This window comes from Jiangella asiatica, assembly GCF_004349065.1.
In the GTDB taxonomy this organism is placed as follows: domain Bacteria; phylum Actinomycetota; class Actinomycetes; order Jiangellales; family Jiangellaceae; genus Jiangella; species Jiangella asiatica.
The window spans coordinates 1-11,726 of record NZ_SMKZ01000057.1; the positions used below are offsets into that span (position 1 = coordinate 1).

Genomic DNA, 11,726 nt, shown 5'->3' on the forward strand with positions numbered 1-11,726 from the left:
GTACGGGGTCTAGGCGGGTGGGCCGTAGGCGGCGAGGAAGACGCGGACGCCTTCGGCCGCGTAGCGGTCCAACTCGGCCGGGTCCGGTGCGTCGTCGTCGCCGCTGAGCATGGCCCGGTTCAGCGGGATCGACATCACCAGCCAGTTGAAGTGGGCGGCGGCCAGCTCGGTGTCGCCGACGGTGAGCAGCCCGCGCGCGCCGAGCCGCTCGAACGCCGTCGCCATGGCCGCCATCGTTCGCAGCGGCCCGCGCTCGGCGAACACCTGTCCCAGCTCGGGGAAGCGGCCGGCCTCGCCGATCACCAGCCGGCGCAGTTGGAGCAGCCGCGGCCGCATGACCATGCCCAGCTGCCGGCGGGCGAGGTCGCGCAGGTCGGCCTCGACGTCGCCGGTGTCCTGCAGGCTCTCGACCTCGGCGTGGACCGGCTCGGCCGCCTCGTCGACGGTTCGGGTGACGAACTCGGTGAACAGCGTCTTCTTGTCGGCGAAGTGCTTGTAGACGGTCTGCTTGGAGACGGCGGCCAGCGCGGCGATCTCGTCCATGCTGGTGCCGGCGTAGCCGTTGCGGAGGAACACTTCTGCCGCGGCCTCCAGGATGGCGCGGCGCTTGCGGGCCGCACGGGTCTCGTCCACCGCGGTCGGTGCGCTCATGCGGGTCCTCGTCTCCTCTGGGTTGACTCTTCCCGCGACGTAGTACTGGACAGTTCAGTACTGTCGTGCAGTACTGTACCGTCTAGTTCCGGGCCGAGTCGAGGAGGAGACCATGGGCAAGCTGGTCGTGATCGAGAACCTGAGCCTGGACGGTGTGATGCAGGCGCCGGCCAGCCCGGACGAGGACACCCGCGGCGGCTTCCGTCACGGGGGCTGGGCGATGCCCTACTCCGACGAGGTCGCGATGGCCGAGATGGGCGAGGGCATGGCCAAGGGCGGCCCACTGCTGTTCGGCCGGCAGACCTACGAGAACTTCTTCGGGTTCTGGCCGAAGCAGAACGATGACAACCCGTTCACGCCGGTGCTCAACGCCGCCACGAAGTACGTCGTGTCGACGACGCTCACAGAACCGCTGCCGTGGGAGAACTCCCGGCTCATCGGCGGCGACACCGACGCCGTCGTCCGGGCCGTGCAGACGGTCAAGGATCGCGAGCCGGGAGACATCGGCGTGCTCGGCAGCGGCGAGCTGATGCAGACGCTGATCAAGCATGACCTCGTCGACCAGTACGTGTTGTCCATCCACCCTCTCGTGCTGGGCGAGGGCAAGCGGCTGTTCCGCGAGGGGGCTCCGCTGACCGGCTTCCGGCTGGCGAAGTCGGTCCCGACGACCACCGGCGTCATCATCGCCACCTACGACCGAGGCCGCTGACGAAGGTCGCACGGAAAGCTCACGTCACGGCAGCGCGCACGACGTTCTCGGGGCGCTCGTGCTCGCGGCGGGCCAGGACGGCCTCCATGTGCTCGACCGCGTCGTACACGTCGGTGAAGCGCAGGTACAGGGGCGCGAAGCCGAACCGGGCCAGGTCCGGCTCACGGAAGTCGCCGATGACCCGCCGGCCGATCAGGGCCTGCACGAACCCGTACGCCCCCGGCAGTCGCAGGCACACCTGCGAGCCGCGGGCCGCGTGCTCCCGGGGCACCTCCGGCACGACGCCGTACGCGGCGAGCCGTTCAGCCGCCAGCGACAGGAACAGGTCCGACATCGCGAGCGACTTGCGGCGCACCTCCACCATCGACACCCCGTCGAACGCGTCCAGCGCCGCGTCGAGCACGGCTGCCCCGACCACGGGGGTGGTGCCGCTGAGCATCCGGCGCACGTCCGCCGCGGGCCGGTAGGAGCGCTCCAGCGCGAACGGCTCGGCGTGCCCGAACCACCCGGTGATCGGCTGGTCCACGACGTCGAGCAAACGCGGCGCGACGTACACGAACGCCGGCGCGCCCGGCCCGCCGTTGAGGTACTTGTACCCGCAGCCGACGGCGAGGTCGGCGTCCCATCCGGCGAGGTCGACGTCGACGGCTCCAGCGGAGTGGCACAGGTCCCACAGCATCACCGCGCCGGCCGTGTGAGCCGCGGCGGTGACGGTGGCGCCGTCGTGCATCCGCCCCAGCCGGTAGTCGACGTGACACAGCGACACCACCGCCACGTCGTCGTCGAGCACGGCGTGGATGTCAGGCGTGTCCGGAGCCGACCACCAGCGCACGGTCAGCCCCAGCAGCCGCGCGACCCCGTCGACCACATACGAGTCGGTGGGGAAGTTGCCCGGCTCGGTGACGACGACGCCGCGTCCCGGCCGCGACCGAGCGGCCGCCACCAGCAGCTTGAACAGCGCGACGCTGGTGGAGTCGCCGACGGTGACCGTGCCGGGTGCGGCGCCCAGCAGGGGTTCCAGCTTCGCGCCGACGGTGGCCGGCAGGTCGTACCAGCCGTGCGTGTTCCACGACGTGATGAGGTCGTCGCGCCACTCCTGCGCGACCAGCCGGCCGACCCGCTCCTCGACGCCGCGTGGCAACGGCCCGAGCGAGTTGCCGTCGAGGTAGATCACCCCGTCCGGCAGCTCGAAGCGGTCGCGCAGGTGGCGCAGCGGGTCGTCGCAGTCCAGAGCCTCGGCGGATGCGCGGTCCATGTGCCGCAGCGTACGACGGGGATCAGCGGACGGCGCGCTCCAGGGCGGTGCCGAGCAGCTGGGCGGCCAGGCCGGCCCAGTCGCCGTCGGACGGGTCGCCGAAGGCCTGGAAGGAGACGACGACCACGATGTTCCCGACCCGCGCCATGCCGTTGCCGGTGAAAGACGGCTCCGAGCCGGGATTGTCCGGCGTCGGGGAGTTCAGCACGCTCCAGCTGAGGGCTTCGTCGGAACCGTCGACCTCGACGGCGACCGGCTGCTCCACGGTCTCTTCACGCTGCTCACCGACCTCGCCGCAGACCTCGGGGCGGGAGGTGTGCGCGGCGAGCACCCGGAACGCCGAGTCCACGTCCGGCATCCGCAGCACGTACTCGAGCATCCTGCCCTCGCCCAGCTCCTGGAAGTAGTTCATGTCCAGCGCGGCGTCGGCGTCGGTGGCGGTGAGGTCGTCGATGCAGCGCTCGCCGAGGCCGGCGGGTTCCTCGTAGTCGGGGTTGCGGGTGAACCCGGTGTACTGGCCGACGGTGGCGAGGTCGGCGTCGGTGAGGAACGGGTCGTCCGCCAGGTCGAGCAGGTCGGCGGGGGTCTCCGTCTCGGTCGGTTCTTCCGGGTCGCCGGTGGGCTCGTCCGGTTCGCCGCCGGGATCGCCCGTCGGGTCCGCGGCCGCCTCGGTCGGGTCGCCGGTCGGCGCACTGTCGGTGCCGGCCTCGGCGGTGGCGGGGTCGCCGACGCAGTCGGTGCCGAACAGCACGTCGCAGACGCGCTCGGTGGCCCGGACGGGGGTGTCGATGTCGACGTCGCCGATGGTGTTCTCGGTCGGCTCGATCCGGGTTGTGATACTGAGGACGTCGCTGACCTGCGTCGCGGCGACGGTGACCGCGTCCGCCTGCGGGTCGCCGGGGTCGGCGTAGTAGCGGATCATCCAGCCGTCGTCGCCGACCTCGAGGATCTGCAGGGTGTCGACGACCTGCGGCACCTCGCCGCTGGCACGGTCGGGCAGGCAGCCGACCATCTCGTCGAACAGCGGCTGGATCGAGGCGTCGGGGCCGAGCCGGGCGAGGTCCTGGCGGATCTCGCCGACGCCCTCGGCCTGGAACGCGACCTCCGCGCGGTCGGTGACCGAGCTCATCGTGTCCACGACGGCGGACGGATCGCAGGCGACGTCGGCGTCCGCCTCGGCTGTTGCCCACGCGGTGCGGGCGTCGTCGGCGGCAAGGTCTTCCGCCGTCAGCAGTGCGGCGGCAAGGTCGTCGGGCCGCGTCAGCGGGGTCTCGGTGGTGCCCGGCGTGGACGCGCTGATCGGCGGGGTCCGGTCCGATGTCGTCCTCAGGTCGCCCGGGTCGATGACCAGCACCGCGGCGCCGACGACGGCGATTCCGGCGACGATCCCGCCGGTGACCTGGTGGCGGGTGCGACTGGCCGCGCGGCCGCGGGCGGCTGCCGGGCCGGGCAGGGGTGCGGCGGGGAGGTCGCCACCGAGAGAGGCGAGCCGGCGTTCCAGGGTTTCGTCGAAGTCGTCCGTCATTGCTCACCCCCCGTCGGAACGTCGTCCTCGGTGAGCAGCTCGGCGAGGGCGGCGCGGCCGCGGGAGAGGCGCGCCTTGATGGTGCCGCTGGGCGTGCCGGTCTCGTGCGCGATGTCGTCGACGCTCATGCCGACCAGGTGGTGCAGGACGATCGCCTGCCGCTGCGCCTCGGGGATCTGGCGCAGCGCGGTCACCAGCGCGACGTGGTCGGGGTCCGGCGACGGGGTGTGGCTCGGGGCCCCGTGCTTGACCAGGGCCATGACCCCGTTCTTGGTCTTGCGCCACCGGCTGGCGGCGATGCGCCAGGCGACCGTGCGGATCCACGCCTCGGGGCTGGTGGTCTGGCTCACGGTCTTCCACCGCTGCCAGGCGCGCGCGTAGGCCTCCTGGGTGCATTCCTGAGCGTCGGCGAGGTTGCCGGTCATCGCGTACATCTGGTGCAGGACGCGACGGCTGGTGGCGTTGTAGAACTCGTCGAAGTCGGCGGTGCTGATGTCGGCCATCGTCGTCACCCCCCGAGCCGCTGTCCGGCCAGATCGAGCAGGCGCCGCATCTGCTCCGGGGGGACGTCGTACGGCTGGCCGTCGCTGTGGCTGGCGATGGAGTGGAGGACGACGGTGACCGTGTCGCCACGCAAGAGCGCACCGTAGACGAAGACGCCGTACTCGCTCTCTGCGCGCCACGTCATGCCCTCGTACCCGTCGCCGGACACCGCGCCGGTGTTCTCGATCACGTCGCCGGGCTGGGTGAACCCGTCGGCCGCCGTGACGAGCGCCTCGTAATGGGCGCGTGCGGTGTCCGCGTCGGGGAACCGCGCTCGCAGCTGGTCCAGGGCAGACCCACCCGGCTCCATCGGGTCGGCGTAGTTGCGGTGCTCCAGTGACTCCGCGCCATCGGCCAGTGGGTCGCGGGGCAGCCCGACATGACCGTAGTCGGTCCACCCGTACTCGTCGGTGTTGTCGCTGACCTCGCCGCCCTCGGTGATGTCGGTCAGCCCGATCTCGGCGAGATCGTCGATGGTCAGCCAGCCCTCGAGGTCACCTTCCGGCTCGGGGTAGAGCCGGTTCTGCTCCGGAGTGACGGGGCAGTCGGTGCCGATGGCGCCACAGAGACGTTCGATGGCCCGCACGGCGTCGTCCGGGCCGGGTACTCCGTTGTAGTCCTGACCCTCGCCACCGCGGAAGACGGCGCTGACATAGCCGCCGGAGCGGGCCAGGCTCGCGGTGACGTAGGTCGTTGTCTCCTGCGTGGTCGGCGGGCCGCTCCAGACCAGCAAGTAGGCCTCGTCGCCGACGCCGGACAGTTCCCACACCTGGATGAGGTCGTAGTCTCCGCCGCCGTCGGCGCAGGCGGTGACCTGCGCACGGAGCGCGGCTAGGCGGTCCGCCGCGGTGCCAGGCTCCGTCGGCTCGACGATGTGGTCGAACCGGCTGTTGCCGACGGCGAAGCTCGCGGCTTTGGCCGCCGAGGGGACCGGCGGCACGCACGGAAGCCAGCTGTCCCCGGGCGGAGCCTCGGCCCAGTCGGCACCGCTGTCTCCGGTGACATCCGCCAGGTCGAGCAGGGCGCCGGGTGGGACGTCCAATCTCGAGTCGCCGCCACCGCCGTCAGTGTCGCCGTCGTCGGTGCCGGTGTCGGGACTGGACACCTGCGACGGGTCGGGGCTCGGGTCGGCGGGAGGGGTGGTCGGCTCGTCGGTCGGGGTGGTCGGGACGGTGGTCGGCGTCTCGGCGTCGGTGGCCGGAGGCGCCGGCTCCGGGGTCGCGGTGAGCTCCGGATCGCCGATCGCGAGAACTCCGGCGGCGATGACGGCGACACCGGCCAAGACCCCGCCGGTGACCTGGTGCCGGGTGCGCTGGGCGGCACGTCGGCGGGCGGCGGCGGCACCGGGCAGCGCGACGCCGGCGAGATCGGCGTCCAGCCCGGCCAGGCGTCGGGACAGCGCGTCGTCGAGACGGCTATTCACGGCGACCTCCGGCGGGGACGGTGTCGTCGGCGATGACGGGGGCGAGCGCGGCCTTCGCGCCGGCCAGCCGGGCCTCGACGGTGCCGACCGGCGTGCCGGTCTCAAGGGCGATCTCGTCGACGTCGAGGCCGGCGAGGTACCGCAGGACGACGACCCGGCGCTGGGCGGCGGGCAGCTGTCGCAGCACGGCGATCAGGTCGGACTGGCTGCTGCCCGGCTCCGGCTCCTCGCGGCGCCGCACGCGCCACGTCGTCGGCCGCCAGCGGCCGGCCGCGGCGAGCCAGGCGGTGGTGCGGACCCACGCCTCGGGGCTGGCGGTCTGGCTGACCGCGCTCCAGCGTCGCCAGGCGCGGCCATAGGCCTCCTGGGTGCATTCCCGGGCATCGGCGAGGTTGCCGGTCATGGCGTACATCTGGTGCAGGACGCGGCGGCTGGTGGCGTCGTAGAACGCATCGAACTCCGCTCGGCCGCGCATCGCCCGCCCCCTTTCGGTGCTCGTATCGTGGCCTACACCTGTCAGGACCCCCCAATGCCGCCAACGGTTGCACGACGAATCGGTGAACGGTGCCCTTTCCTCGTATTCCGGCGCGGAAAATGCGGCCTGATCAGCGGCTTGTCGGCGTGGTGACCCCGCCCGCGGCGGAGCTTCTGGTCACCATGGAGACGTGGCCGACCTGTTGACCCGACCGCTGCTGCGTCGTGACGAACCGGCGTGGGGGTCGCGGGTCCCGTGGCTGGCGGCCATCGTCGCGTCCGCCTGGGCTCTGGTGGCCGGCCTCGCGATCTGCGTGCTGCCGGGCGTCGCGGTGTGGATCGGCGAGGGCGCCGTAGCACCGATGGGCGACCCGCTGCGCGTCGGCGCCCGGCTCTGGCTGGCTGCGCACCGCGTCGGGCTGGAGGCCGGCGACGCCGACATCACGTTCGCACCGCTCGGGCTGACGCTCGTCGTCCTGTTGCTGCTGCACCGTTGCGCGCGGTGGGCGGCGCACTCGGCCGGGGTTGCGACAGGGCGCGGCGCGGTCGCCGTCGCGGTGCCCGCCGCGCTGACGTACGCGCTAGGTGCCGGTCTGATCGCCGGGTTCGCCGGCACTCCTGACCTGACCGTGCTACCGCTGGAGGCCGTGCTCTGGGCCGCGGCCTGGTCCGGTGCCGCGGTGACGCTGGGCACCGCGCACGAGTCGGGGCTGCTCGCCGGCCGGCTGGCCGGCCTGCCCGGGTCCGTGCGGGCGACGCTGGCCGGCGCCGCCGCCGCGGTGGCCGGGCTCGTCGTGGTCGGAGCGGTGCTGACGGCGATCAGCGCGGTCGTCAACTCCGGCCGGGTCGGCGCGCTGGCCACGGCGCTGGACGCCGGGCCGCTCGGCGGCACGGTGCTCGCCCTGGCCTGTGCGGCCATCGTGCCCAACGGCGTCGTCTGGAGCTCCGCGTTCGCGCTGGGGCCTGGGTTCGCCGTCGGCACCGGGACGTCAGTGGCGCCGGACGGGGTCACGCTGGGCCTGGTGCCCGCGGTCCCGGCGCTGGGCGCGCTCCCGGCCGAACTGCCCGGTGCGGTCGCTTGGCTGGTGGTGGCGGGGCCGCTGCTGTCCGGGGTGGCGGCCGGGCTCGTGGTGCACCGGTGGCTCGGCGAGGACGAGTCGTGGCCGACGTGGCGGGCCGTCGGCGTGGCCGGCGGGTCCGGCGCGGTCGCCGCCGCGGCGATGGCGGTGCTGGCGCTGCTGTCCGGCGGGTCGGCCGGCGCGGAACGGCTCACCGAGATCGGCCCGGTGCCGTGGGAGGTGGCGACAGCGACGCTGGCGTTCGTCAGTGTGCCGGCCGCGCTGGTCGTCGTGGTTCTGCGGCTGCACCGCGACACGCCCGCGACCACCGACGACGGCGACCCTGACGCCGTCGTCGACCCGGAGCCCGAACCAGGGCCGGAGCCCGAACCAGGCCCGGAGCCCGAACCAGTCCTGGAGCCCGAACCAGCCCCGGAGCCCGAACCAGCCCCGGAGCCCGAACCAGCCCCGGAGCCCGAACCGCCGCCACCACCCCCGGCCGACCTGCGTTGATCTTGGAGTTTTTGGCGGAATCCATCGTGCGAATCGGACCGCGATTCTGCGAAAACTCCAAGATCAACGGTGGTCGAGGTGACGTGGCGAGCGGAGCGCGGCGAGACCCGGGGTATTGTCGCCGACGCCGCCCCACGTGTGTCCGGAGCGGTGACGACGATCGAGGAGTTGGACGGTGCCTGAGCGGCCGGGACGGGTCTGCCGGATCGTGGTGCTGGTGTCCGGGACGGGCAGCAACCTCGCGGCCCTCCTCGAAGCCTGCGCCGACGAGTCCTACGGCGCGACGGTGGTCGCCGTCGGCGCCGACCGCGACGGCATCCGGGCGCTGGAGCTCGCGGCCGAGGCCGGCGTTCCGACGTTCGTCGAGCGGGTCAAGGACCACCCCGACCGTGCCGACTGGGACCGTGCCCTCGCCGAGCGCACCGCCGAGCACCGTCCCGACCTCGTGGTCTCCGCCGGCTTCCTGAAGCTGGTGGGGCCGGCGTTCCTGGCCCGGTTCGGCGACCGCTACCTCAACACGCACAACGCGCTGCTGCCGTCGTTCCCCGGCATCCACGGCCCGCGCGACGCCCTGGCCTACGGCGTCAAGATCACCGGCGCGACCCTGTTCTTCGTCGACGAGGGCGTCGACACCGGTCCGATCCTCGCCCAGGTCGCCGTGCCGGTGCACGACGGCGACACCGAGCAGACGCTGACCGGGCGCATCAAGGTCGCCGAGCGCGCCCAGCTGGTCGAGTACGTCGGGCGGCTGGCCCGCGACGGCTGGACCATCACCGAGAGAAAGGTCACCATCGGAGTGAGCGAGGCACGTACGCCGATCCGGCGGGCGCTGATCAGCGTCTACGACAAGACAGGGCTGGAGCAGCTGGCCCGCGGGCTGGCCGCGGCCGGTGTCGCCATCGTGTCGACGGGGTCCACGGCGCAGCGGATCGCCGCGGCCGGTGTCGAGGTGACCACGGTTGAGGACCTCACCGGGTTCCCCGAGTGCCTCGACGGCCGGGTCAAGACGCTGCACCCGAACGTGCACGCCGGCCTGCTGGCCGACGTGCGGCTGGATTCGCATCGCCAGCAGCTGGCGGAGCTGGGCATCGAGCCGTTCGAGCTGCTGGTCAGCAACCTGTACCCGTTCGCGCAGACGGTCGCCTCCGGCGCCGGCCCGGACGAGGTCGTCGAGCAGATCGACATCGGCGGGCCGTCCATGGTCCGCGGCGCGGCGAAAAACCACGCCAACGTCGCCGTCGTCGTCGACCCGGCGCGCTACGGCGACGTGCTGACGGCCGTGGCCGCCGGCGGGTTCACGCTGGCCGAGCGGCAGCGGCTGGCGCTGCAGGCGTTCACCCACACCGCCACCTACGACGTCCACGTCGCGTCCTGGCTGGGCAGCGTCGTCGCCCCGCCTGCCGACGGCACCGTCTTCCCGGAGTGGGTGGGCGGCACGTGGGAGCGCAGCGCCGTGCTGCGGTACGGCGAGAACCCCCACCAGGCCGCGGCGCTCTACCGCACCGGGCACGGCGCACCCGGGCTTGCCGGTGCGGAGCAGCTGCACGGCAAGGAGATGTCGTACAACAACTACGTCGACGCCGACGCCGCCTGGCGCTCCGCCCACGACTTCACCGAGCCCGCCGTCGCCGTCATCAAGCACGCCAACCCGTGCGGCATCGCCGTCGGCGCCGACATCGCCGAGGCGCACCGCAAGGCGCACGCCACCGACCCGGTGTCCGCGTTCGGCGGCGTCATCGCGGCCAACCGGCCCGTCACCGAGGAGGCGGCCCAGCAGATCGCGAAGGTCTTCACCGAGGTGATCGTCGCGCCGGACTTCGAGCCCGGCGCGCTCGAGGTGTTGACGCTGAAGAAGAACGTGCGGCTGCTGCGGGTGCCCGAGACGGACCAGCGGCCGGTCGAGACCCGCTCCATCTCCGGTGGCCGGCTCATGCAGCAGGTCGACCGGGTTGACGCGCCCGGCGACGACCCCGCGTCGTGGACGCTGGCGAGCGGCTCGCCGGCGGACGAGGGGGTTCTCGCGGACCTGGCGTTCGCCTGGCGCGCGGTGCGGTCGGTCAAGAGCAACGCGATCCTGCTGGCCGCCGACGGTGCCGCGGTCGGCGTCGGCATGGGCCAGGTCAACCGGGTCGACTCCGCCCGCCTGGCGGTGTCGCGCGCCGGCGACCGGGCCGGTGGGTCGGTTGCCGCCTCCGACGCCTTCTTCCCGTTCCCGGACGGCCTGCAGGTCTTGGCCGACGCCGGCGTGCGCGCCGTGGTCCAGCCGGGCGGCTCAGTGCGCGACGAGGAGGTCGTGGCCGCGGCCAGCGAGGCCGGGGTGACGATGTACTTCACCGGCACCCGGCACTTCTTCCACTGACCCCGTCCCCATGATCATCAACGGTTGGCGACGCCATGACGTCGCCAACCGTTGATGATCATGGGGAGCGGCGGGCTAGAGTGTGACCATGGCAGCAGCCAAGAAGTCCGGCGGCAACGACGATCTCAAGGCCAAGTTCCGCGAGGCCCTGGAGCGTAAGAAGTCCGCCGACCACGAGCACCCGCAGGACGACGCGGCTGGCACCGGCCCCTCCCACGAGGACGCGGCCAAGACCCAGCGCATGTTCCGGCGCAAGAGCGGCTGATCAGCCGTGCGAGAATCGCATCCGTGAGCGCGACGATTCTCGACGGCAAGTCCACAGCAGCCAGCATCCGCTCCGAGCTCACCGGTCGTGTCAAAGCGTTGGCCGACCACGGCGTCGTGCCGGGGCTGGGTACCGTCCTCGTCGGCGACGACCCGGGCAGCCACGCCTACGTCGCCGGCAAGCACCGCGACTGCGCCGAGGTCGGCATCGAGTCCATCCAGGTGGAGCTGCCGGCCACCGCCAGCCAGACCGAGGTCGAGGCTGCGGTCGCGCGGCTGAACGACGACCCCGGCTGCCACGGCTTCATCGTGCAGCTCCCGCTGCCGAAGGGCCTGGACGACGACCGCGTGCTCTCGGCCATCGACCCGGCCAAGGACGCCGACGGGCTGCACCCGCAGAACCTCGGCCGCCTCGTCCTCATGCAGCCCGCGCCGTTGCCGTGCACTCCGCGCGGCAGCCTCGAGCTGCTGCGCCGCTACGACGTTCCGATCGACGGCGCCGAGCTGGTGATCGTCGGGCGCGGCGTCACCGCCGGGCGGCCCATGGGCCTGCTGTTCTCCCGGCGCAGCGAGAACGCCACCGTGACCATCTGCCACACCGGCACCCGTGACCTGGCCACCCAGGTGCGCCGCGCCGACATCGTCGTCGCCGCGGCCGGGGTGCCTGGCCTCGTCACCGCGGACATGATCAAGCCCGGCGCGGCCGTGCTCGACGTCGGCATCACCCGGGTGGTCGGCTCGGACGGCAAGGGCCGCTACACCGGCGACGTCGCACCCGACGTGCGTGAGGTGGCCGGCTTCCTGGCGCCGATGCCCGGCGGCATCGGCCCGATGACCCGTGCGATGCTGCTGGCCAACGTCGTCGAGGCGGCGGAGGCGGGGGTTTCGGGCCGGACCGCACCTTGAGCAGGCACCGCGACTCGGTAGGGTGACGCCGGCTCGCCTTTTGAGG

The 11,726-nt window shown here is 72.7% G+C and carries 11 protein-coding genes and 1 pseudogene; 6 read left to right on the top strand and 6 right to left on the bottom strand.

The window, feature by feature from the left end; genetic code table 11:
• Positions 1–9: 9 nt before the first annotated feature.
• A complete protein-coding gene (locus E1269_RS26845; protein ID WP_131900386.1) occupies positions 10–651 on the bottom strand; it encodes a TetR/AcrR family transcriptional regulator in 642 nt (213 codons plus the stop codon).
• Between the two features lie 112 nt (positions 652–763).
• On the opposite strand from E1269_RS26845, the gene E1269_RS26850 reads away from it, so the two are divergent.
• The gene (locus tag E1269_RS26850; RefSeq protein WP_131900388.1) at positions 764–1,360 is read left to right on the top strand and encodes a dihydrofolate reductase family protein; all 597 of its coding nucleotides are present in this window, start codon (positions 764–766) and stop codon (positions 1,358–1,360) included.
• Between the two features lie 19 nt (positions 1,361–1,379).
• Here the strand turns inward: E1269_RS26850 and kynU are convergent, their stop codons facing one another.
• Genes kynU through E1269_RS26875 form a run of 5 tightly spaced genes read right to left on the bottom strand, consistent with a single transcriptional unit; the run spans position 1,380 to position 6,581 of the window.
• Complete coding sequence (gene kynU / locus E1269_RS26855; RefSeq protein WP_131900390.1) at positions 1,380–2,615, bottom strand: kynureninase; 1,236 nt, start codon at positions 2,613–2,615, stop codon at positions 1,380–1,382.
• A gap of 22 nt (positions 2,616–2,637) precedes the next feature.
• The gene (locus E1269_RS26860; protein WP_131900392.1) at positions 2,638–4,140 is read right to left on the bottom strand and encodes a hypothetical protein; all 1,503 of its coding nucleotides are present in this window, start codon (positions 4,138–4,140) and stop codon (positions 2,638–2,640) included.
• Entirely contained in the window at positions 4,137–4,643 is a 507-nt protein-coding gene (locus E1269_RS26865; protein ID WP_203434115.1) for a SigE family RNA polymerase sigma factor, read from the bottom strand. The genes E1269_RS26860 and E1269_RS26865 overlap by 4 nt, the downstream gene beginning before the upstream one ends.
• A gap of 5 nt (positions 4,644–4,648) precedes the next feature.
• On the bottom strand, positions 4,649–6,106 hold the full coding sequence (locus tag E1269_RS26870; protein WP_131900394.1) for a hypothetical protein: 1,458 nt from the start codon (positions 6,104–6,106) through the stop codon (positions 4,649–4,651).
• Positions 6,099–6,581 (bottom strand): RNA polymerase sigma factor, encoded by a 483-nt coding sequence (locus E1269_RS26875; RefSeq protein WP_131900396.1) that lies wholly within the window; start codon positions 6,579–6,581, stop codon positions 6,099–6,101. The genes E1269_RS26870 and E1269_RS26875 overlap by 8 nt, the downstream gene beginning before the upstream one ends.
• Positions 6,582–6,771: 190 nt before the next feature.
• Between E1269_RS26875 and E1269_RS26880 the strand changes: the two genes are divergently transcribed.
• The 5 genes and pseudogenes from E1269_RS26880 to E1269_RS26890 all read left to right on the top strand — a co-directional run bounded on the left by E1269_RS26880 (position 6,772) and on the right by E1269_RS26890 (position 11,680).
• Positions 6,772–8,151, top strand: a complete 1,380-nt coding sequence (locus E1269_RS26880) for a cell division protein PerM (RefSeq protein ID WP_131900398.1) — start codon at positions 6,772–6,774, stop codon at positions 8,149–8,151.
• Positions 8,152–8,362: 211 nt separating this feature from the next.
• A pseudogene (gene purN / locus E1269_RS34415) lies at positions 8,363–8,899 on the top strand (phosphoribosylglycinamide formyltransferase); the annotation flags it as partial.
• A gap of 48 nt (positions 8,900–8,947) precedes the next feature.
• Positions 8,948–10,510 carry a bifunctional phosphoribosylaminoimidazolecarboxamide formyltransferase/IMP cyclohydrolase gene (gene purH, locus E1269_RS26885; protein WP_420810677.1) on the top strand — a complete coding sequence of 521 codons (1,563 nt, stop codon included), beginning with the start codon at positions 8,948–8,950 and terminating at the stop codon, positions 10,508–10,510.
• Positions 10,511–10,598: 88 nt separating this feature from the next.
• The gene (locus E1269_RS32530; RefSeq protein WP_162606648.1) at positions 10,599–10,775 is read left to right on the top strand and encodes a DUF5302 domain-containing protein; all 177 of its coding nucleotides are present in this window, start codon (positions 10,599–10,601) and stop codon (positions 10,773–10,775) included.
• A 23-nt stretch (positions 10,776–10,798) separates the two neighbouring features.
• Positions 10,799–11,680 carry a bifunctional methylenetetrahydrofolate dehydrogenase/methenyltetrahydrofolate cyclohydrolase gene (locus E1269_RS26890; RefSeq protein ID WP_131900402.1) on the top strand — a complete coding sequence of 294 codons (882 nt, stop codon included), beginning with the start codon at positions 10,799–10,801 and terminating at the stop codon, positions 11,678–11,680.
• Positions 11,681–11,726 lie beyond the last annotated feature (46 nt).